Annotated in this window: 19 protein-coding genes and 1 pseudogene; 13 read left to right on the top strand and 7 right to left on the bottom strand. The window is 41.1% G+C overall.

From position 1 onward, the window contains the following. Window positions 1–36 precede the first annotated feature (36 nt). Both J2Z20_RS05595 and J2Z20_RS05590 read left to right on the top strand, forming a co-directional pair. Window positions 37–1,293: a YeeE/YedE family protein gene (locus tag J2Z20_RS05595; RefSeq protein WP_209846255.1), complete on the top strand. Its 1,257-nt coding sequence runs from the start codon at window positions 37–39 to the stop codon at window positions 1,291–1,293. A 234-nt stretch (window positions 1,294–1,527) separates the two neighbouring features. Continuing rightward, window positions 1,528–1,722, top strand: coding sequence for a 2-hydroxymuconate tautomerase (locus J2Z20_RS05590; protein WP_209847336.1), 195 nt, complete (start codon window positions 1,528–1,530; stop codon window positions 1,720–1,722). A 207-nt stretch (window positions 1,723–1,929) separates the two neighbouring features. On the opposite strand, the gene J2Z20_RS05585 is transcribed toward J2Z20_RS05590, so the two are convergent. The 6 genes from J2Z20_RS05585 to J2Z20_RS05560 all read right to left on the bottom strand — a co-directional run bounded on the left by J2Z20_RS05585 (window position 1,930) and on the right by J2Z20_RS05560 (window position 8,732). Next, window positions 1,930–3,036, bottom strand: a complete 1,107-nt coding sequence (locus tag J2Z20_RS05585) for a glycosyltransferase family protein (RefSeq protein ID WP_209846252.1) — start codon at window positions 3,034–3,036, stop codon at window positions 1,930–1,932. A 44-nt stretch (window positions 3,037–3,080) separates the two neighbouring features. After that, on the bottom strand, window positions 3,081–4,496 hold the full coding sequence (locus J2Z20_RS05580) for a glycosyltransferase family 4 protein (protein WP_209846246.1): 1,416 nt from the start codon (window positions 4,494–4,496) through the stop codon (window positions 3,081–3,083). Window positions 4,497–4,514: 18 nt separating this feature from the next. After that, window positions 4,515–5,492 carry an NAD-dependent epimerase/dehydratase family protein gene (locus tag J2Z20_RS05575; protein WP_209846243.1) on the bottom strand — a complete coding sequence of 326 codons (978 nt, stop codon included), beginning with the start codon at window positions 5,490–5,492 and terminating at the stop codon, window positions 4,515–4,517. Continuing rightward, window positions 5,489–6,781: a nucleotide sugar dehydrogenase gene (locus J2Z20_RS05570; RefSeq protein ID WP_209846240.1), complete on the bottom strand. Its 1,293-nt coding sequence runs from the start codon at window positions 6,779–6,781 to the stop codon at window positions 5,489–5,491. Before J2Z20_RS05570 ends, J2Z20_RS05575 begins: the two co-directional genes overlap by 4 nt. 95 nt (window positions 6,782–6,876) lie before the next feature. After that, window positions 6,877–7,800 (bottom strand): NAD-dependent epimerase/dehydratase family protein, encoded by a 924-nt coding sequence (locus tag J2Z20_RS05565; protein ID WP_209846237.1) that lies wholly within the window; start codon window positions 7,798–7,800, stop codon window positions 6,877–6,879. After that, entirely contained in the window at window positions 7,797–8,732 is a 936-nt protein-coding gene (locus J2Z20_RS05560) for a glycosyltransferase family protein (protein ID WP_209846234.1), read from the bottom strand. The genes J2Z20_RS05565 and J2Z20_RS05560 overlap by 4 nt, the downstream gene beginning before the upstream one ends. Before the next feature lie 156 nt (window positions 8,733–8,888). Between J2Z20_RS05560 and galE the strand changes: the two genes are divergently transcribed. The 5 genes from galE (at window position 8,889) to J2Z20_RS05535 (ending at window position 14,360) form a co-directional block, all read left to right on the top strand. Continuing rightward, window positions 8,889–9,881, top strand: coding sequence for a UDP-glucose 4-epimerase GalE (gene galE, locus J2Z20_RS05555; RefSeq protein ID WP_209846231.1), 993 nt, complete (start codon window positions 8,889–8,891; stop codon window positions 9,879–9,881). 87 nt (window positions 9,882–9,968) lie between these two features. Further along, a complete protein-coding gene (gene galU, locus J2Z20_RS05550; RefSeq protein WP_245251870.1) occupies window positions 9,969–10,865 on the top strand; it encodes a UTP--glucose-1-phosphate uridylyltransferase GalU in 897 nt (298 codons plus the stop codon). Then, window positions 10,850–11,818 (top strand): GDP-mannose 4,6-dehydratase, encoded by a 969-nt coding sequence (locus J2Z20_RS05545; protein ID WP_209846229.1) that lies wholly within the window; start codon window positions 10,850–10,852, stop codon window positions 11,816–11,818. Before galU ends, J2Z20_RS05545 begins: the two co-directional genes overlap by 16 nt. A 2-nt stretch (window positions 11,819–11,820) precedes the next feature. Further along, complete coding sequence (locus J2Z20_RS05540) at window positions 11,821–13,191, top strand: UDP-glucose dehydrogenase family protein (protein WP_209846224.1); 1,371 nt, start codon at window positions 11,821–11,823, stop codon at window positions 13,189–13,191. Between the two features lie 683 nt (window positions 13,192–13,874). Next, entirely contained in the window at window positions 13,875–14,360 is a 486-nt protein-coding gene (locus J2Z20_RS05535) for a nitroreductase family protein (RefSeq protein ID WP_209846220.1), read from the top strand. 87 nt (window positions 14,361–14,447) lie between these two features. Here the strand turns inward: J2Z20_RS05535 and J2Z20_RS05530 are convergent, their stop codons facing one another. Then, entirely contained in the window at window positions 14,448–15,551 is a 1,104-nt protein-coding gene (locus J2Z20_RS05530) for an MBL fold metallo-hydrolase (protein ID WP_209846218.1), read from the bottom strand. 326 nt (window positions 15,552–15,877) lie between these two features. Between J2Z20_RS05530 and J2Z20_RS05525 the strand changes: the two genes are divergently transcribed. The 6 genes and pseudogenes from J2Z20_RS05525 to J2Z20_RS05500 all read left to right on the top strand — a co-directional run bounded on the left by J2Z20_RS05525 (window position 15,878) and on the right by J2Z20_RS05500 (window position 22,523). After that, a complete protein-coding gene (locus J2Z20_RS05525) occupies window positions 15,878–17,254 on the top strand; it encodes a sugar porter family MFS transporter (RefSeq protein WP_415640002.1) in 1,377 nt (458 codons plus the stop codon). Window positions 17,255–17,565: 311 nt separating this feature from the next. Further along, a pseudogene (locus tag J2Z20_RS05520) lies at window positions 17,566–18,525 on the top strand (ABC transporter substrate-binding protein); the annotation flags it as partial. An 84-nt stretch (window positions 18,526–18,609) separates the two neighbouring features. Continuing rightward, window positions 18,610–19,605 (top strand): ABC transporter permease, encoded by a 996-nt coding sequence (locus J2Z20_RS05515; RefSeq protein WP_209846211.1) that lies wholly within the window; start codon window positions 18,610–18,612, stop codon window positions 19,603–19,605. Beyond that, window positions 19,595–20,569 carry an ABC transporter permease gene (locus J2Z20_RS05510; protein WP_245251868.1) on the top strand — a complete coding sequence of 325 codons (975 nt, stop codon included), beginning with the start codon at window positions 19,595–19,597 and terminating at the stop codon, window positions 20,567–20,569. Before J2Z20_RS05515 ends, J2Z20_RS05510 begins: the two co-directional genes overlap by 11 nt. After that, complete coding sequence (locus J2Z20_RS05505) at window positions 20,529–21,527, top strand: ABC transporter ATP-binding protein (RefSeq protein WP_342454259.1); 999 nt, start codon at window positions 20,529–20,531, stop codon at window positions 21,525–21,527. The genes J2Z20_RS05510 and J2Z20_RS05505 overlap by 41 nt, the downstream gene beginning before the upstream one ends. Further along, window positions 21,528–22,523, top strand: coding sequence for an ABC transporter ATP-binding protein (locus tag J2Z20_RS05500; RefSeq protein WP_245251867.1), 996 nt, complete (start codon window positions 21,528–21,530; stop codon window positions 22,521–22,523). It abuts the gene before it with no gap. Window positions 22,524–22,848: the final 325 nt, after the last annotated feature.

The raw sequence follows: 22,848 nt of genomic DNA, 5'->3' as shown, positions 1-22,848 counted from the left end.
TTCCTACTAATTTTATATGATAAAGGGGTGAATGATATGGCACAAACTACATTCGCTAAGCAGACAGCGTGGGATCATAAGTCAACAACCGTTGTCACAGAGCTTAATCCTATGCAGAAGCCATTAGTCGTAATCGGTATACTTGCAGCCATTGTTCTGCTGAGTTCGATTGTTCATGGGTCGAACTGGACACAGGGTGTACTGTTTATTATAGGTCTTGCGCTTGGAGTTACATTGCTCCACGCTCGCTTTGGGTTTACATCCGCATTCCGGAGACTTATGTCAGTAGGCAATGTTCAAGGATTACAGGCACATATGCTTATGCTCGCTGTAGCGTCAACGTTATTTGCCATTATTTTAGCAACGGGTTTTAGCTTTACAGGAGTAAAACCAACAGGATTTGTATCACCTGTAGGCGTGAGCGTTATCTTCGGCGCATTTCTATTTGGAATAGGGATGCAGCTTGGCGGCGGCTGTGCATCAGGAACATTATATTCCGTTGGGGGCGGTTCGTCTTCAATGATCCTAACGCTGATCGCTTTCATCGCAGGATCAACTCTCGGTGCATATCACTATACTTTCTGGATGAAAGATACTCCGTCTCTGCCGCCAATTTCGCTGGCTGAATCTACTGGACTCGGTTACTTTGGCGCGTGGGGTGTGCAGATGATCGTTTTTGCCATTATTTATTGGATCACTACGGTCATTGCGAAGAAGAAAAATCCGCCAATGATGAAACCACTTCCGACAACAACGGGTCTTAAAAAAATCGTTCGCGGTTCTTGGCCGTTATTTGCCGCAGCTATTATTTTAGCGGTATTGAACGCTTTGACGTTAACTGTTCGAGGAAATCCGTGGGGAATCACGTCTGCCTTTGCGCTTTGGGGCGGAAAAGCACTCATGGCAATGGGCGTAGATGTAACGAGCTGGGGTTATTTTACTGGCGCTAACGGAGCAGCGCTGACTCATACAGTGCTTGCAGATCCGACAAGTGTTATGAACTTCGGAATTATGCTAGGTGCTTTCATCTCAGCAGCATCACAAGGTACATTTAAGCCAAGCAAAATTAAGCCAGGCGTTGCGCTCGCTTCGATGATTGGCGGCGTGATGATGGGTTATGGAGCACGTCTTGCCTTCGGATGCAACATCGGTGCATACTTCGGTGGTATTGCATCATTCAGCTTGCATGGCTGGGTATGGATGGTCATGGCGATGCTCGGAACCTATACTGCCTTGTTCATCCGCCCTCTATTCGGGCTCTCAAATCCAAAGCCAACGGATTCAATTTGCTAATTTGAATAAACAGGACTATAATAGGACTCCCTTCTTCGTGTAAGGGAGTTCTTTTTTATTTAAAAAGAATGATTTACCGTGATTTGAACATAATATGAGTGTTTTTATACAGTCCAACTGCGATTATTAAAGACTTGAAAGAGAACTTGTAAAGTTGCTTAATGCACTTAAGAGTTATAAAATAGTAACCCATAGCAGTCTATCATTGTTCACAAGAGGGGAAGGTTGAAAATTATGCCATTTATTACGGTGAAGGTTCTAGAAGGAAAGAGTAAGGAACAAAAAAGAAAACTCATTGAAAAGATGACTGAAGTGGTTACTGAAACCTTAGAGGTTGATAAAGACCGTGTGTTTATTTTCATAGAAGATTTAGAGAAGGATAACTACGGTAAACAAGGCAAGATGTTCTCCGATATCGAGAGATCTTAATACTTTAGACTTATAAAGGGCGTAACACCGAGCTCACCCGCAGCTCTCGTGTTACGCCTTTTTATTATTTCAGGCAATAACGGATATTAAGTAAATCGATTGCAAATACTTTTGAGCTACTAAGATTCTTTTAACAGGATTATTGAAAAGTATAATCCACGAGTAGCCAGGGGCATAAGTCCCTGTAATTGATCAGGAGCTAATAATTCATTTTCTTCTGAAAATCACTAATTTAAGAAATGTTATGATATTATTCCAGATTTTAATGATTTTAATAAACGCTTGATTTGTTTGAATTTCTTCCTTCAGTAAGATGGGCGAAGACATATTATCGGAAAGATTTGGACTTTCTGACTCCAATATAGGAACTCTGTTTTCTTCATGTGTGGAGTTCATCTCAATGGCTGGCCTCTTATTTCTTTCTTCGTAACGCATGATCATTTCATAATCCCAAGGAATATTCTTAAAGTTATTGTGACCCGTACTTAGTAAATCATCTTGATATTGATCTACGAGTTTTTGCACGTTATCGTCACTTGTATGCAGACGGATGCTTTTATCCAGCCATCTCCCGGTTCCTGAAAAATGAAAAAAAACGAGCGGCCTGCCATTAACGTAATACTGATCCTTACCTTTTCGAGTCAGCCTCCTTTGTGAAAGATTCCAGCTGGCCATATGATAGCTGGGATCTCGTAAAATATAAACTTCTTTAAAAAAACTAGGCACGTGATTCAACCATTTTTGATCCAAGAACAGGCCCTTCTTGTAATCAATAATGGCGTAATCATGGCATCGGGCAGCCCACCATTTAAGAAACCGTCTGGACTCTGCTGTTTTGCTTAATCCGAGGAATCCTACTTGAAAGACACCATCCTTCAAATTGACCAGCTCTTCTTCAATGGAATTTAAATAATTCTGAGGCTCCAAACGATGGGGTGTTAAAATGATGGAATAACGGTTTAACAGCTTGTCGAGTTCATCAAAAGAACTATAAACGCGTATATCAGCATCTAAATATATGAATTTTGTTTCATCCGCATAGCGATCAAATAAGTGTAGAAGCAAGTAGGGCTTCAAAATCGTGGTCATTCCATAAATGTCTCTTTTCGTTACTAGCTCTTCAAAGTCAGGGATTTCCAAATTTTTAGCCAATACAACATCATCCATACATTCAAAACTTGCTGCATCAGGATGAAGGCCATTTTCCACTAGACAAAATACAAATCTGCAATCTTTGACATGAGCTTTCACTGATTTGACCAGTACCTGCGCATAAGCAAGATGATTGGCTGCTGTAACTGTGCATATAATCATTCACAATTCACCACCTTATCTATAATGATCAGACGATCGTTTTGCTATGAACTGTAGTTTTTATATGTTTTTAACACCTCTATAAAGTTTTGATCGAGCAGAGAATACTCTTTCGGTAATTTGGGTAACATCCTTTGCCACAGATTCCCATAATCATGAAAGTCAAAGGGAGTAGGCAGTTCATAGAGCTGTTCGCTGATTAACGGCGAATTTGTTTCTTTACTTTTGGTATGGGTTATTAATGTCCCTTTATTTTTTGTGTAGAAAATCTTCTCATAAATGTTGAATAAACGGGTAATCATTTTTTCAATCGGCCATTGGTTTATCCCGAATTCTCTTCCATTATTGCTGAGAGTCTTCTGAAGGGTCTTATTTCCCATAATTTCTTTAATATTTTGATATAACGATTCGCTGTTGCCTATCTTGGCTACTAATCCCGTCACTCGATGCTGTACCATTTCCGGCAATCCTCCTGCATCCGTAACGATAATCGGCTTACCTGCTAATTGTGCTTCCATCACGGCAAAAGGAAGATTGTCCTGAATACTGGGAAGTAAGCAAATATCGACCAGTTTAAGCAAAGCCGGCACGTTATTTTGTTTGCCCATGAACAGTACATTTTGATCTAGATTCAATTTTTTCGCTTGTAGCTCCAATTCCTCGCGTAGCACACCATCACCGATTAACCAACATACCCAATCGTCACGTTCCTGCTTCAATTTTGCTAATGCTCCTAGCAAATATTTATGGCCCTTTTCTGCAGAAAGGCGAGCTGTACAAGCGATGATCGTTTTATTGTGCGGCGGGCCCAGTAACGAATCTTTTTCCATTCTGTTTGTAAATGCTTCAAAGTCAATTCCGTACGGTACCACCTCGATCTTTTCACTCGGCACTTTGTATTCATCAACCAGTATTTTTTTTAGCCAATTTGAAGGAACGATAATATAATCACTAGAGATTGATCCGACATAATCACGAGTATAAGCGTAATGCCACCGAATGGTATCTTTCCCTTTAATTTCACCCTGCAGAAGCTGTTCGTTGGCAAATGCTCCATGAATGGTGGCGATTAGTGGGATATGTTTTGGCTTCACATGCAACATAGCCCGGGTTGAGATGACATCTTGGGTATGGATCAAATCGTATTTCCATAGATCGAAGCACGCTGCCGCAACTTCAAAACTGATCCGTTCGTATTCATAATCTTTGACTTGGGGATCGAGTCCCGGAAAGTATCGATCGTACAGCGGATTAAGCTTTTCTTGCACCTGGTATTTGACTTTGTATTTCATAAGATAATTTCCATTATTGATGATATAGTATTTTAAAACATCGGGATGGTGAGTGAAAATATCGACTTCATGTCCCGCGCGTTCCAAGGCTTGTTTAAGCTCCCTCACATAAGGCCATAACCCTGCTGTTGACGGAAGATAAAAGTAACACGCCAATAAAATTCTCATTATCTCACCCTTTCTGAGCTAATCAACTTCTATAGGATTCGATTCCCTGTACCAAGCAATCGTTTGCAGCAGCCCTTGTTCAATATTAACCTTCGGACTGTAGCCAAGCATCAATTTCGCCTTGCTAATATCGGGCAGCCGATTTTTCATATCCTCATACCCAGGCCCATATGCCAATTCATAGGGAAGATGGACAATGGAGGATGAAGATCCGGTCAGTTCCTTTATCTTGTAAGCCAAATCATTTATCGTTAAGCGATAGGTTGTTCCGATATTGAAAGCATGTTTGTCGAATGCGGGTTCCATACATGGAATGATCCCTCTAACTGTATCGTGGATGTAGGTAAAACAACGCATTTGCTCACCGTCTCCATAAACCGTGATGTCTTTATTGTTTAATGCGGCAACAATAAATTTAGGTATAACACCTCCATACTGTGTCGAGGTTTGACGTGGTCCGTAAGTGTTAAAGAATCGTATGATGGTAACCGGTAAACCTTTGTCGGCATAAGCAAAGCACATATGTTCATCAATCGCTTTAGCTGTAGCGTAGCACCACCGATGAACTTGCGGGGGCCCAAGGACACGATCGGATTCTTCAGTGAATGGGAGCTTTTCGTTTTTTCCATAAATCTCGGATGTAGAAGCGAACACGACCTTAATTTGTTTCTCCCAAGCGAGTTCCAGAATATTTCTTGTTCCATCAATATTGCCTTCAATGACTTTAAGCGGACTTTCAACAGTATTTTTCACTCCTAGTACTGCTGCCAGGTGGTATACTACATCACATTGATTCATCAATTGTTTGAGCAACGGACGATTCAGGATGGAACCCTGAACAAAACGAAAACGCGGATGCCCTTCGAGTTCGGCAATGTATTTCTTTTTCCCGTTTGACAAATCATCCAGCACAACTACTTCGTGCTCGGTTTTCAGCAATGCTTCAGATAGATGTGATCCTATGAATCCGGCGCCGCCGGTGACAACAATCCTCATGGTTCTCCTCCTCCCAAAAAACATACTTTTGCCTTGCCTTTATGCCCGAATAATGTATGACGCGTGTCAAAAACCAGTGAAGTATGCTCAAGAATTTGTTGAGCCGGCAAGGCGGAATGGTTTGTTAAAACAATAAGACAGTCGCTTTCTGCGAGTACTGCATCCGTTAATTGCACACTATTTAACGTTTCTTGATCAATCGTAATGGACGGAATGTAAGGATCATGATAAGAAACATTCGCACCTGCTTGCTTCAATTCATGAATGATCAAAAAGGCTGCAGAATCTCTTGTGTCGGCGATATCCCCTTTGTAGGTTACACCGTAGAGTAATATATTTGCGCCCTTTAATGGCTTTTTGTGAACTAGAAGTTGTTCAGTCCGGTTGACGATATACTTCACCATTTCGAGATTCATTGCATCGGAGAATTCAATAAATTTGCTGATATAGTGATTTTGTTTTGCTTTCCACTGGAGATACATCGGATCAACGGGTATACAATGTCCTCCAATCCCGGGTCCTGGATAAAATGCTTGGAATCCATAAGGCTTCGTATTTGCAGCCTGAATGATTTCCCAAATGTCCAGATGGAGATGATCGCATAAAATAGCCATTTCGTTAATGAAGGATATATTAATAAACCGGTAACTGTTTTCTAGTATTTTGGCCATTTCCGCCACTTCCGTAGAAGATACAAGGACAACGGTTTTGTATATTTTGCTGTAAAGCTCGAAAGCTTTCTCTTTGCAGGCTTGCGTTAAACCGCTTAATATTTTCGGAATTTCGTTAACGGTAAAACTTTTATTGCCTGGATCAATTCTTTCCGGGGAATAAGCCAAGTTGAAATCGATTCCTGCTTTCAAACCGCTTTGCTCCAAAATAGGCAGGAGCACTTCTCTAGTAGTTCCCGGATAAGTGGTGCTTTCCAAAATGATCAGTTGATTGTTTTGCAGAATTCGGCTGATTTGTTCTCCTGCACTTTGAATATAGGAAAGATCCGGTGTTCCTTGCTCTGTTAACGGAGTAGGAACGCATATAACGATGGATTCTACCTGTTTCAATGCGTTGAAATCAGATAAAGCTTTAAATTGATTCGCTGATATAACCGCTTGAATTCTATCATCCTCAATATCATTGATATAACTGATGCCTTGATCCAGCTTAGCAAGCTTCTGCAAATCGGGATCTATACCTGTAACATTAAAGCCCTTATCCGCCAACATGATTGCAAGCGGAAGACCGACGTATCCCAGTCCTACGATTCCTATTCTTTTTTTTTCGGTTTGCATCTTGTTGTTCATCCTTCCTCGTTATATTTCGAGCTTAATATATTCTAGAAAGTAACCATTGGAAAGGACGAACTTCCAATTTGCTAGAAAATCAACTAATTGCTCAATATTTTCTGATAGTAGGTTAACGTATCTTTCAATCCCGTCTGCAAATCAAATATAGGTTTCCAGCCCATCAGTTGAAGGGCTCTGCTATTATCTAATCTGCTATATTGAATATCCCCGTTTCTCGCAGGCAAATAGTTGGGTGTTTGTGATTTATTGGTGATGGTATTCATCAATGCAAACAGTTGATTGATACTCGTTTTTTCATTCCGGCTTATATTGAAAACCGCATTTTCGCCTTGGTGAAGTGAAGTAACGTTGGCTGCCGCTACATCTTTCACATAAATGAAATCACGGGTTTGTTCTCCGGTTCCAAAGATGGAAGGTGATTCACCTCTAAGCAGATTTTCCGAGAATATGGATATAACGCCTCCTTCACCTGAGGATGTTTGACGGGGTCCGTATACGTTGGAATATCTAAGGATGGTATAGGAGAGATCAAAGAGCTCATGAAAGAGACGAATGTAAGCTTCTGAAGTATATTTGGATAGACCGTAAAATGATAGCGGTTGTATTGGAAAGGACTCCAAAATACTGCAGTCGCCAACTTCTCCATAGACTGCGCATGATGAGGCGTAGATGATTTTTTTGACAGCAAACTTACGGCAGCAGATGAGCAGACGAATCGTTCCCATAATGTTACTGGCGGCATCGGTAAACGGATCATTAAGGGACAAGGCTACCTTGACTTGTGCGGCTTGATGGATAACATAATTCGGAGATTCTATTTTAAAAATCTGTTCCAACTGGGGTGAGTCCAGATCGACTGCGTACATTTTTACGCCTGCAGGTATGTGCTTGCGGTCTCCAGAGGAGAAATTATCGCAGACCACTGTCTCGTATCCTTGTTCCAGCAGCAAATTTACAATATGGGATCCAATAAAACCGGCTCCGCCAGTGACAAGAACCTTCATGACGGTACCCCCCGCATAAATTGCTTCATTAAATATTCTTCATAATCGAAATTTTTGTAGCTCCACGGGATATTTATATATTTGTAATAACCCATTCTGATATATTCGGTGATAAAATCCTCTACCAGCGTGTAAATATAGTCGGATTTGTTAGGTGCATGTAATCTCATACTATTGTCTAACCACTTTCCTAATCCCGAAAAATGGAAAAAGACTAGAGGCTTACCGTTAACCATATATTGATTTGTTTCGTTGCGAGTTAATTTCCTTTGTGAGAGATTCCAACTCGCCATGTTGTACCCGGGATCCTGCAAAATATGCACTCCATCAAAAAAGCAAGGCACAAGATCCAGCCACTTCTGATCGAGGAACAATCCTTCGTCAGGATCGGCATAGCAAAAATCGTAGCTGCGCTCAGCCCACCATTTGAGAAACATTATAGATTCCTCCGTTTTTCGTAATCCTAGAAATCCGGCCTGATATACACCGTCCTTCAAGTTTACGATCTCTTCGTCAATAGAATTAAGAATATCTTGCGGTTCCAGACGATGAGGGGTAAGCAGGATGGAATGTTTACTCAATTGCTCTTCAAGTCGATCTAATGGACTGTACACATATAAATCGGAATCTAAATAAAGATAATTCTTTTCGCTTCTAAAAACTTCAATTGCGTATAGAAGAAGGTACGGTTTTAGTGCACAAGCTGCTTCGTACAGGTTATACTTTGAAACAAATTTATAAAAGTTCGGTACATTCAAATCTTTCGCACGTACAACATGATCAAAATAAGGGAAATTCAGCGCATCCGGATGGATCTCCTCTTCAACCAAACATAATACGAATTTGCAATGATTCGAATGAACTTTTACGGATTTCGCCAAAGCTTTGGCCATGGAAAGATGATTACCGCCTGCAACGGAACAGATAATCATGTAATTCACCTCTTTTATATTTAATGATTCAGCTTCTTATATACTTTATTCAGTCTATTTTCATAATGAAAGGGTATTTACTGGTGTCGAACAAAAATAGATTCAATATGATATACCAACCAGCTTTCATAGGGAGAGAAATAGAGGAGGGATACGATGATTTTAGTTACCGGAGGAGCGGGGTATATTGGTAGTCATGTGGTAAAACAGCTTCTGGATCAAAATATTGAGGTTGTGGTTCTAGACAATCTATCGACCGGTCATCGTCAAGCGGTAGACGATAGAGTTGTGTTTTGGGAAGGCGATGTCAAGGATGAACAAACGTTAGAACAACTATTCAAGACTTATTCGATCGAGGGGGTGATCCATTTTGCATCCAGCTGCTTGGTTGGCGAATCTGTCCTTCAGCCTCTGAAATATTATGAAAATAATGTAAGTGCGACGACCATACTGCTGAAAGTGATGCTTCGGCAACAAATCAAAAAATTGATATTCTCTTCTACTTGTGCAACTTACGGCATTCCGGATACTGACATTCTTCATGAAGGGAGTCCGACGAATCCGGTTAATCCGTACGGACGATCGAAATTAATGGTTGAACAAATTTTAAGCGATTGTTCCAAAGCATACGATCTTTCTTTTATTTCGCTTAGATATTTCAACGCTGCTGGAGCGCATTCGTCTGGAATGATTGGTGAATGTCATGAACATGAAACACACCTGATTCCAAACGTCCTTCTTCACTTATTAGGGAAGCAGGACAAAGTTTCAATCTTTGGGACTGACTATGATACGCCAGACGGTACTTGCATTCGCGACTACATTCATGTCAATGATTTGGCAGACGCTCATATCCGGGCTCTACAACGATTGCTTGGCGGAGAGAAGATGACAGCAGTTTACAATCTGGGAACTGGTTCAGGGTTTTCTGTAAAAGAAATCATAGAAATGTGTGAACAAATAACAGGCAAAAAAGCGAATGTGGTCTATGCGGCTCGACGTCCTGGGGATCCTGGGCGCTTAGTTGCTTCTTATGAAAAAGTAAACCGTGAGATGGGCTGGAAACCTCAATATACACTAGAAGATATTATTCGTACCGCATGGAAATGGCATCTGCATCATCCATACGGCTACTTGAAGGAAGAATAGTTGCATCTATCATATCGGCGTGAACTCTCTATTAACAGCGGTGGAATCAGATCCAACCATAATTCAGAACGAAGGAGAAGAGAGACTTTGAGAAACAACAATATCAAGAAAGCGGTTATTCCTGCAGCTGGTCTCGGAACTAGATTTCTCCCCGCAACCAAAGCGTTACCAAAGGAAATGCTGCCCATCGTGGATAAACCAGCTATCCAGTACATCGTGGAGGAAGCAATTGAATCAGGAATTGAGGATATTATTATTGTAATCAGCAGCAGTAAACAGGCGATTAAAGATCATTTTGAAAGAAACGACAAGTTGGAACTCAATTTATTTAAACAAAACAAGCATGAACTCTTGAAAATTGCAAAGGATATTTCCAGTTTTGATATCAAATATGTGAGGCAGAACCAGGCACTTGGACTAGGTCATGCGGTATGGTGTGCCCGGAATTTTGTCGGTAAAGAGCCGTTTGCCGTGCTTTTGGGAGATGTCATCACGGTGGACAATTCCCCATGTCTTAAACAGTTAATCCAAACCTATGAACAACTGCAGTCTTCGGTAATTGCAGTACAGACGGTTGATTGGGCAAATGTCTCAGGCTATGGCGTCATTGATGGGGAAATCGTAAAAGATGAGCTTTATAAGGTTAATAGATTAGTAGAAAAACCGAAAATCGATCCCCCATCTAATCTGGCGATCATTGGTAGGTATATTTTAGAACCGGAGATTTTTGACATATTGGAACAGTTTTCGCCTGGGCAGGGTGGAGAAATCCAGCTTACAGACGCATTACAAGAACTTCTAAAGCAGAAGGATTTATACTCACAAACATTTCAAGGGAAGCTGTATGATGTCGGGGATAAGCTGGGTTATTTAAAGGCTATCGTGGATTTTGGACTGAAACATGACACGCTGCAAAAAGGTTTTTACGAATATCTCAAGCAAACCGTGCTGGAAAGGGATGGTTCCCAATGCGTAAAGCACTAATTACTGGTTCTGCAGGATTTCTCGGTTCTCATTTAGCGAGTCAGTTGATTCACAAGGGGAATCAGGTCATTGGGATTGATAATTTGTCAACAGGAAAAATGGAGAACATCAAGCCATTAATAGAATCAGGTCAATTCGAATTCATAAATTCGGACATCACCTCAAGCGACGTGTTAACTTTGGACGCCTTGACGGGGATCGGAGAAATCTATCACCTGGCTTCTCCTGCTTCTCCACGATTTTATCAAAAGGATCCTTTCAAAACGATAGCGGTGAATACCATTGGTACGAATTATTTGTTGGAATTAGCCAGAAGAAATAATGCAAAAATCGTATATACAAGTACAAGCGAAGCATATGGTGACCCGGAGGTGCATCCTCAGCATGAAGAATATCATGGAAACGTAAATACGTGGGGGCCTAGAGCCTGTTACGATGAGTCGAAAAGACTAGGGGAAGTATACTGTTACGAATATTATCACCGCTACCAGCTACCAGTGAAAGTGGCACGCATTTTTAACACATATTCGGCTGGCTTGCGAAATGATGACGGCAGAGTGATTTCGAATTTTGTAATGCAAGCTCTTCAGCAAAGAGATATTACCGTTTATGGTGATGGATCACAAACCCGTTCATTTTGTTATGTGGATGATACTATACAAGCCTTGCTGCTTATGATGGAATCGGACAAAGCAAACGGTGAGATCATTAACATCGGTAATCCTATAGAATATTCCATTCTCGAGCTAGCGAATTTAGTTAAAAAATTAACACATTCATCGTGTAAAATCACCTTCCGTCAGCTTCCAAAGGACGATCCTAGGATGCGCCGTCCTGTAATAGAAAAAGCAAAAAAATTGTTGGGTTGGGAGCCAAAAATCAGTTTAGAGGAAGGATTATTGCGCACGATCACAGTATACCGATCGCAAATTGAGAAACAGAAAGGAGGATGAACATGAATATCGTTTGTATCGGATCAGGCTATGTCGGTACAGTGACCGGGGCTGCCTTCGCCGCTTTAGGCCAGCATACTACGGTCATAGACATCGACTCTGAGAAGGTCCAGATGATTAATAGCGGAAAAAGCCCCATCTTCGAACCGGGATTGGATGCATTACTCAAGCATGTCATAGACCGGAAGCTATTAAATGCATCGACTTCTTATAATGAAGTTTCTAACGCTCATATCGTGTTTATTACAGTCGGCACTCCGGCGGAGGCAGACGGGACGGCAGGGTTGAAGTATGTAAAGGAGGCAGCGCGATCTATCGGCGAACATTTGAATCCGGAGCATTTCACTGTGATTGTCAATAAATCTACCGTTCCAGTCGGTACTTCCGATCTTGTAGCGTCGATCATTGAAGAAGCTTCGACATTAAGTAACAACAAACAATTTACCGTTGTCAGCAATCCTGAATTTCTACGGGAAGGTTACGCGCTAGAAGATGTGTTTTTCCCGGACCGAATTGTAATCGGCACAAATCATCCCGAAGCAAGAACCGTCATGAGGAAATTGTACCATGACCTGTTTGAAAATATAAATTACAGTGAACTGTCTAAGATAGTTGCTGTTAAGAGGAATCCTAAATCCCCGAAGGCAGTATATTTTGAGACTGATGCAAAAAGTGCTGAAATGATTAAATATGTATCGAACGCATTTTTGGCCATTAAAATCAGTTATATCAATGAGGTCGCAAGACTTTGTGAAACGCTTGGGGCAAATGTTCTGGATGTAGCCAAAGGCATGGGCTTGGATTCTCGTATTGGCGAAAAGTTTCTTCAAGTATCCAGCGGATGGGGTGGCAGTTGCTTTCCCAAAGATACGTCAGAATTACTGGAAACGAGCCGGAAATACGGAACAGATCTAACATTAGTGGAAGCCGCTATTGAGTCTAATTTGAAAATGCATGAAAGCTGCATCATCAAGCTTAGACGCCAGTTAAAAACGTTACATGGAAAAAACATCGGCATTCTTGGACTTACATTTAAACCGAATACGGATGATGCGCGTCATACGCAGTCTTCTTACATTATCAGCAAATTAATCGCAATGGGAGCAAACATCTCGGCTCATGACCCAAAAGGAATGGCCATGTTTCGTAAGTTAAACGAACATTTACCGATCCGCTATTGCTACAGGGCTGAAGATGTAGCTGAGCGAGCGGACGCGATTGTTTTAATTACGCATTGGAACGAATACGCTGCGCTGGATTGGAATCTAGTACATCAGAAAATGAGGTCTCCGTACCTATTGGATACCCGTAATTTTTTGGTCGGACATCGATTAAACGAAGCGGGATTTATTTATGAAGGTGTAGGGATATGACTTCAAAACATGTGGAAACACAGATAACACTATCCGTCTTGATCATGCGTCGAACCGAAAAGACGGTCACGCTAGCATTTCCAAGCTGATTGGTGAAAGGTATCAAATCATTTACTAAAAGAGGCTTGTTATTTGCGTGCAAAAAAAAGCTGATAATTAGTATTAGACCATTTGTAATATCTAATCCCCGCTTATATTTCCTAACGAGCTACCTGATGTGATGGGGGTTCGGATGAAATCATTGTTGAATTCAAGGAAATCGAAAACGTGAATAAGTTATACTCATTCTAAAGGATGGCTAATGTTTTTCAGGAGATGCTCCCACTGATTGGAACAATATATCGTGATTGAGTAGCGATATATACGAAAAGAAAGATTCAAGGAATTCATTACCGATTACCAGCCAATTCGTTTTTCTGAAAATTTTGATATAACAACAAAAATGGCATGCCAAATTGATTGTTAATTTGCAGGCCATTTTGCGTGTCAATATTAATTTTGTACCTCAAAAGAGAACCTGTTAATATATTCATTCAGTCAAAGAATATTTATTTTGCATATGATATGAGAAGTGGATTGAAAAGCAGAAATCGGTATACATCATTGGTGACATGGCTATATTTGATTGAGAGGGTATATCTAAAGCTGAATATGAATAAGGAAATAGAAGGAGAGAGCCAAAATTGGAAATACAACAATTAATTGAGAGTCGTCGGAACATCAAGAAATTTAAACCGGACAAGGTAGATTTAGAGCAGATAAAATCTTGGCTGCACTCGGCAAGTATGGCTCCGAACCATAGACTTACAGAGCCGTGGGAAATTTTATTTGTAGGAACAGAGGCAAGGGAAAAATTAAATCATAAACGCAATTTTGGAGATGCTCCTGTTGTATTAGCGATTTTGTCCAAGCGCGGCTCCTCAAAAGTAGAAACCGATGAGAATATGGTTGCTGTTTCGTGTTTTATTCAAAATTTTAATCTTATAGCGTGGTCATCAGGAATTGGTACGTCTTGGTCTTCTTTAGGCATCACTCCGACAGCTAGACAAATATTAGGAATTACAGAGGAATACGATGTAGTCGCTTTATTGGGAGTAGGCTATCCAGAAGAGGTACCTATTGCTAAAGAACGGACACCAATTGATAGGAAAATACATTTTGTAAAATAATACAAGTTACACAATTTTCTGCAGTATACAAAACAGGCGATCTCTCTCGAATAAATATCGGAAAGGATCGCCTGTTGTTTTCAAAGCTTAATCAGCTAATCTCCACCAAGTAGAGGTAGGATATTCAGATGAGCCTACAATCACTTTCTCACCAATTTTCGGGGTAGAGATGGCCACGCCCCGTTCCTTGGCTGCTTTCAGGACACGTTCAATCGGGTCTGTCCAGTCATGGAAGGATAGTGTAAAAGCCGCCCAGTGAACTGGAATCATGACTTTCCCCTTTACATCAAGGTGTGCTTGAACTGTCTGTTCAGGAAACATATGTATATTTGCCCAACGTTTATCGTATTGTCCGCATTCCATGAGTGTCATATCGAAAGGTCCGTATTTCTGTCCAATCTGTTTAAAGTGCGGGCCATATCCGCTATCCGCACTGTAATAGATTTTCGTATGTTGTCCAATAATGACCCATGAACACCACAACGTTGAGTTCCGATCCAATAAACTTCTTCCTGAAAAATGTCTAGCCGGCGTGCTGACAAAAGTAAGACCAGAAAATTCAAATTCATCCCACCAATTGCATTCTTTAATTCGGGTAGATTCAATGCCCCATCTCTCAAGATGACTGCCAACGCCGAGTGGCACGATGAATTGATTAACCTTATCTTTTAGCTTGAGCACAGATTCATAATCCAAATGATCGTAATGGTCGTGAGAATAAATGACGGCATCGATCAGAGGCAGTTCTTCAATTTCAATAGGCAGTACTTTACTGTATCGACCGCTTCCTACGAATGGGAACGGAGAAGGGGATTTGCCGAGCATCGGATCTAATAATAAAATTTTTCCTTCCATTTCGAGCAGGAGAGCAGAATGACCAAACCAAGTTATTTTGGTTTTATCATCTTTATGAAATGCTGTTCCCGGACGTTCAATTGGAATAGAGCCATGCGGTTTGGAATTTGGATTGCCTTTAATATATTCCTTCAATAAAGAGAGCGTTGTACTAAAATTGTTATCCATCGAAGATGTAGTTATTTGATTTACAAATTTACCGTTAGCGAAGTTTTCAAGTTTGTTGTATGTTTTTACCTTTTCTTTTGATGGTTTTTGCCCGAAAGTCGGATACAACTTCATAAATAGAACAGCTGCGATGATAACGCCAACGATTACACTGATTAAAACCAACATACGAACTCATCCCTTTCTACAATCCCAGCCGCAATCAATGCAAATATTGGCAAATATTGTCCGATTTTGCCGAATTGTTATGCGTCAATTATATATGATCCTGGAGTGTCGTATCAAATGGACATCAGCAATGTTTTTTATCGATAGCAAATAATTTTGGCTTTATTGGGAATGTTTAGAATATGGGCGATAATTTCGTTAAAACTTTTGACAAAAATAACGGTTGCAACTATTATTAATAAATGTCTTTTAATAGACCGCAACCGCGACTGCAAGGGCTTGCAGTACCAGATCTCACCAAATTCATACTATTAAAAGGAGCAAGGATTTTGAATACTACGAAGTCAAAAAGAAAATCGTTTTCCCAAATTGCGACTTTTTACGCTGTTGTAGCTGCCATCGGCGGTTTTCTATTCGGTTATGATACCGCTGTTATTTCCGGCGCAATGGGCTTTATTCGAGACCGGTTTGACCTAAGTGCCGGTATGCTCGGATGGATGGTTTCAAGCCTAATCGTCGGCGCTACAATTGGTGCCGCATCTTCTGGGGTATTAAGTGATAAATTCGGTCGTAAGAAAATGCTAATCGTTTCGGCTATTTTGTTCGTCATTGGTTCTGTTGGTTCAGCTATTCCGACTAGTGTGACAGGTTTGGTTGTTGCCAGAATGATCGGGGGGCTTGGAGTTGGTATGGCTTCCACGTTATCCCCACTATATATTGCTGAAATTGCTCCTGCCCGAAATCGTGGCCGGTTAGTGTCCATTTACCAATTCGCCGTAGTTACCGGCATATTTGTTACATTTTTTATTAATGCGGCAATTGCAGGATACGGCGATGATGCGTGGGATATCTCTTCAGCTTGGCGCTATATGTTAGGTTTTGGAATTGCTCCAGGACTGATCTACATTCTGCTTCTTTTGTTTATCCCAGAAACTCCACGCTGGCTTATGAAACAAAAACAAGAAGTCCGCGCACTGGATATCCTTGAAAGAATGAATGGTAAAGAAGCTGCCAAATCAGAGCTTCATGAAATTATGAATTTGAAGGAAGAAGAAGCGGCTTCCATTAAAGAAGTATTTAAACCGGCTCTTAGACTGCCGCTCTTGGTGGGTGTCATTCTCGCTATTCTTCAGCAGATTACGGGAATTAATGCGATCATGTACTATGCTCCTGAAATTTTCAAACAAACAGGTGCCGGTACAAATGCAGCGCTAACTCAGACGATACTAGTAGGCGTTGTCAATTTTGTGTTTACGCTGGTTGCGCTTTGGCTTATCGACATCATTGGCAGAAAGGCTCTGCTTCTGATTGGATCCGTATCCATGACGATTTGTTTGTTTGCTGTTGGTTATGGCTTCCATTCCGGGAATATGTCCGGATACCTAATCTTATTCTTTATTCTTTTATACGTAGCATCGTTTGCCATTTCCTTCGGTCCTGTCGTGTGGGTTATGATCTCAGAATTATTCCCAACTCGTATTAGAGGCCGTGCAACAGCGATTGCATCGTTCTGTTTGTGGCTGGCTGATTTTGTAGTTTCACAGACATTCCCTATGCTTTTGGAGGGAATCGGTACATCCGCAACGTTCTGGATGTTTGCTGTGATATCTTTCATTGCCGTTATCTTTTGCATCAAATTCGTCCCTGAGACGAAAGGTAAATCACTTGAACAAATCGAACGTCTTTGGGAAAGCAAACGATAATATCGCAGAGATCAGGTAATCATCGCGGTTGATATAATCCCCTTAAGGTAGATAGTAATGAGTTACAAAATTACTGATCGCCTGAGGGGATTTTTTTCATGCAAATCTAACTAAAAGCAAGTGAATGAAGTGATTTGATTTAAGCTGACACCAAAATAATTCCAGAATCTCCCGGTCCATCTAAACCCTGAAACAGATGTGCGTCCTACAAAGACCGGATAGAACCAGAAGCGTTGACCATTCCTTAGCCATATAAAAGTATTTCGATATAAACATCTTCTAATCGCTTCGATGCCGCAAACTATAAAGTTCCAGAAATTATATTCAATGCTTACAACTCAAACGAAAGTGCTCAATTAGCTTTGGTAAATGGGGAGCTTGATTGGGCAGGAATGTTTATACCAGACGTTGACAAAGTTTATGCATCTAAGGACCCAGACTTCCACTATTGGTTCCCAGCAGGTTCAGCTATTCAGCTGTATCCTAACTTAAAGAATCCAATTCTTAAAGATGTTAATGTCCGAAAAGCTATAAACATGGCAATTGACCGTGACAAGATTGGCAAACAAGCTGAGTACGGCTATACTGAGCCTCTTAACCCAACTGGCGTACAACCTCGTGATAAAGATCTCATCGATCCTAAATATGCAAATCTTACGTTTAAACAGGATTTAACAGGTGCTGAAAAGCTGCTGCAGGATGCTGGTTATAAAAAGGGCAAGGATGGTATCTATGTTTCACCAGCAGGCCAAAAATTAAGCTTTACTCTTCAAGTGGTTTCAGGATGGTCAGACTGGGTTCAAGCTTGTATGTTGATCTCTCAAGATCTGAAGCAAATCGGAATGGATGTAAAAGTTCAACAACCGCAATTTGGAGCTTATCAAAGCAATCTTCAAAATAAAAAGTTTGACCTAGCCATTGGCTGGACGAATACAGGAGCAACATCTTACAAAACATTCAAAGATATGCTTAGTAAAAATGGTGGCTGGAATCCTGAAGGTTGGGATGACCCAGCGACAGAACAAGCTTTAAATGATTATAAATCAACTACGGATCTAGCTAAACAAAAAGAAGCGATGGCCAAAATTGAAGACATTATGATAAATCAAGTTCCAGTCATGCCTTTATTCTATGGTGAGACTTGGTACGAATATACAACGAAAAACTACACAGGCTGGCCAAATGCAGATAATCCATATAATTCACCAGCTGTATTCACTTGGCCGCAAGCAGCCATTAACCTTTCTAAATTAACACCAGTAACCAAATAATTTTAGCCCAAAAGGGGAAGAGCTTTTCTTCCTCTTTTTTTAAAATCTGATTGAAATCGTTTTCTGAGAAGGAGGGGAGCCCCCATGCGCTTCATTTTGAACCGACTTGGTTTTTTTGTTCTGTCTCTTTGGGCTGCCATCACTATTAACTTTATACTTCCACGCCTGATGCCTGGGAACCCAGCCGATATTATTTTTGCAAAGTTTCAAGGTCAGTTAGATCCCGCCTCAATTGCAGCCATGAAAAAAGCGTTCGGTCTTACCGATAAACCTATGATTATCCAGTATTTTGAATATTTAAGAGGACTACTCACAGGGAACTGGGGTCTATCCTTTGGCTATTATCCAACTCCTGTAATTGATATCATCAAACATAGCTTGCCTTGGACTATTGGTCTTGTCGGTCTAGCCACAGTATTAGCAGTGTTCATCGGAACCTCGGCAGGAATTTATATTTCTTGGAAGCGTCAAGGCTTTTTGGACAACACACTTCCACTCCTGACAATGGGTATTCAAGCCTTGCCTTATTTCTGGGTTGCCCTCTTATTTTTATTCGTGTTTGGCTTTAAGCTAAACTGGTTTCCTATGAATCACGGGTATGATAATGGTCTAACACCTGAATTCAGTTGGACATTTTTTTCAAGCGTCCTTTATCATGGATTCCTCCCAGGCATCACGATTTTGCTTGGTTCACTAAGTGGTTGGTTAGTAGGTATGCGTAATAACATGATAAATACACTTGGGGAAGATTATGTAGTATTTGCTGAAGCCAAAGGAGTAAGCCCTTCACGCCTTATGTTTACTTATGCTGCTCGCAACGCCATTCTTCCACAGCTTACAAGTTTTGCGATTGCGATTGGCAACGTGGTTAGCGGATCGATTTTAACGGAGCAGGTGTTCTCTTATCCAGGCATCGGGGGGCAATTAACTAACGCAGTTCTTCTAGAGGATTTTCCATTAATCCAATCATCGTTTCTGTTAATTGCAGTCGCTGTTCTAGTTGCAAACCTAATCGTAGACTTGCTCTACAGCCGGTTAGATCCACGTGTAAGGACGGGAGGAATCACTAATGGGTCATAATCCAGAAACTGTTCAACAGATGAATGAAACTCCGCCCATTTATACGAATGCAAAGAAAAGATGGGTAGATCGAATGGTCTTTTTAACTCCATTTTTAAAAAATAGGAAAGCCTTAACGGGGTTAATCCTGTTTTTCGTTTTTATTTTTGTCGCCATCTTTGCTCATTGGATTGCTCCTTACAGTCCTGCCAATACGAATTTTATGATGAGCTTGGGACCGACTTCAAAGCATTTATTTGGAACAACCAACACGGGTCAGGATATCTTTTCAGAATTTATTTTTGGTGCAAGAACGACCATTGTAGTCGGGTTTGGAGCAGGTCTGATTGCTACCTTTCTTGGTCTGCTTATCGGGATAACTGCTGGATACAGAGGGGGCTGGATAGATTCAATTCTGACGTTTTTAATGAATTTGTTCCTCGTTCTTCCTGGGCTAGCTCTATTGATAGTTATTGAATCCTATGTGAAAAATTCATCACCTTATACCAATGGGATTATTATTGGACTTACCGGCTGGGCATGGGGAGCGCGTGTCTTTCGAGCTCAGACCATGTCATTAGTCAATCGGGATTTTGTTGTTGCGGCAAAGATGTCGGGAAAATCTGATTTAAACATCATGTTTACTGAAATTTCTCCCAACATGATGTCCATTATTGCCGCCAACGTGATTTATGCGACATTAGGAGCCGTGCTTGCTGAATCAGGTCTTGCATTTTTAGGTATTGAAGATATCAACTCCATTAGCTGGGGGACGATGCTATATTGGGCAAGTCAGAGCGGAGCGATGTTAACAGGAGCATGGTGGTGGATCATACCACCTGGCCTTGGCATTGGATTAGTTGGTTTGAGTCTTGTATTAATGAATTTTGCGATTGATAGCATTACAAACCCGCGGTTAAGCTCGCAGAAGAGGAGGAGACATCGTGTCAAACAACAATCAACAACAACCAGCACCAGTGCTTGAGCTGAGAAATGTCTCTGTTGGCTATGAATCGGCGCACGGAATGGTTCAAGCCGTTCGAAATGTTTCATTAAAAATTTATCCAAACCAAATTGTAGGTCTGGTTGGCGAGTCGGGATCAGGTAAAAGCACATTGGGCAATGCGATCATGGCTCTTTTAAAAAATAATGCGGTTCTCTTAGGCGGAGAAGTACTTGTTCAGGGTCAGGATGTTTACAAGCTGAACAAAAAGGAACTTCGAAAATTTCGTTGGAATCGAATGTCGATGGTTTTCCAAAGTGCAATGAACGCGCTTAACCCTGTATTAACCGTAGAAGAACAGATTGCAGACGTGTTCACCTATCATCGTCCAGCTATGTCTAAAAAGGAAATATATGATAAGGCAGTTGCGTTAATGAAAATGGTAAGTATTGATCCAAAGCATTTGAAAAGTTATCCTCACGAATTATCTGGGGGAATGAGGCAGCGAGTAGTTATAGCTATTGCCCTTGCCCTAGAGCCAGATCTTGTCATTATGGATGAACCAACTACAGCTCTTGACGTTGTCGTTCAAAAATCAATTTTAGACAAAATAAAAGAACTGCAGCGCGAGAAAGGGTTTGCTGTGTTATTTGTTAGTCATGATTTTAGTTTGGTTGCTGAACTAGCAGAAAAAGTAGCCATTATGTACGCCGGACGCTTTATCGAGATTACGGATAGTAAGAAGTTGAACCTTTTGGAACGTCATCACCCGTATACCGAAGGGCTTCTCGGTGCTATTCCAGAATTAACTGCTGAAACAGTAATGATTGAGGGAATCCCAGGGAATCCACCTGACCTTATTAATCTACCAACAGGATGCGCTTATCATCCTCGCTGCAAATATGCATTTGAGTCCTGTAAAACGATTCATCCAGTAGAAAAGAATGTTGATGGACGTCTGATTGCTTGTCATCTGTACGAAGAAGAGGTGGTGAGATAGATGGCAATGAAGCAACCCAAGCCCCAATATGAACGGGATTTGATTGTTGAAGTAGATGATCTCGTCGTCAAATTTCAAGTACGAGGTGTGTCGGGGCAACAAACGATTATTCCGGTAGACCATGTTCATTTTTCGATTCGAAAAGGGGAGGTTCTATCTCTCGTTGGTGAATCAGGAAGTGGCAAAAGCACGATTGGCCGCTCATTAGTTAGAATTTTGCGTCCAAGCGGGGGTACGATCCGTATCAACGGAAATGACATAACATCTATACGGGGAAAGGAACTAAAGGGATATCGAAAGGATGCTCAAATGATATTCCAAGATCCATTCAGTTCGTTAAATCCGGTCAAAACGGTTGAAAAGCATTTAACTTTTCCATTAAAAAAACACCAGGGTTTTAAAGGGAAGGAACTATCACAAAAAGTAGGGGAGCTCCTTCAGAAGGTTGGCTTGACACCTGTTAATGAAATACGAACGAAGTTTCCGCATGAACTTTCGGGCGGACAGCGTCAACGATTGGCTATCGCTCGTGCCCTTGCTGTAAATCCAAAATTTGTCGTGGCTGATGAGCCTATCTCGATGTTGGATGTATCCATTCGTGCCGGGATTTTGCAACTAATGAACGAGCTCAAGAACGATTTTGGACTTTCCTATCTATATATCACTCATGATTTGGCATCTGCAAGATATTTCGGAGATCGAATCATGGTGATGTATGGTGGAAAGGTAATGGAACTGGCGGATTCTAAAGAATTGATAAAACTGCCGCTCCATCCATATACAAGACTGTTGCTAGCAGCAACCCCTGGGAGTCATATTGACATGAATTTGACAGACCAATCCAACGAACCCCCAAATCTAGCTATTGACAGGAAAGGCTGCCCGTTTGCTTTCAGATGTCCATCGGCGACAGATATTTGCCGTGAAGAAATGCCTAGCCTTCAAAATAAAAGCCAAACGGGAGAGCATTTCGTGGCGTGTCATCACAGTTTATAGTTTCTATGATGCAACGTTTCGATGACGAATGGAAGAGCATACACAGTACCTTGCAAGCTTTCGCTGACACCTCCTGCGCTATGCATCTAGGTCTTTCGATCACGGTTAGATCGATTTTACCAATCTATTGTGAATTGTAGTGAAGACAACGCCCGATTCCGCGCGAAGCGGGCTTTTTTGTGGTCTTTCTCCTTCTAGAGACCGAGATATAAACCGTTCTTCGGTAGGTTTAACGGATGTTAGCAATTAATTACAATGCAAATAGAGTACAGTTTAAATTCAGTTTATATTTGTGAGTTACTATTTCAAAGAATTAGTTATATTC

The organism is Paenibacillus sediminis, from assembly GCF_017873765.1.
Lineage (GTDB): Bacteria > Bacillota > Bacilli > Paenibacillales > Paenibacillaceae > Paenibacillus_AG > Paenibacillus_AG sediminis.
This window is presented reverse-complemented; position numbering and strand designations above follow the sequence as displayed.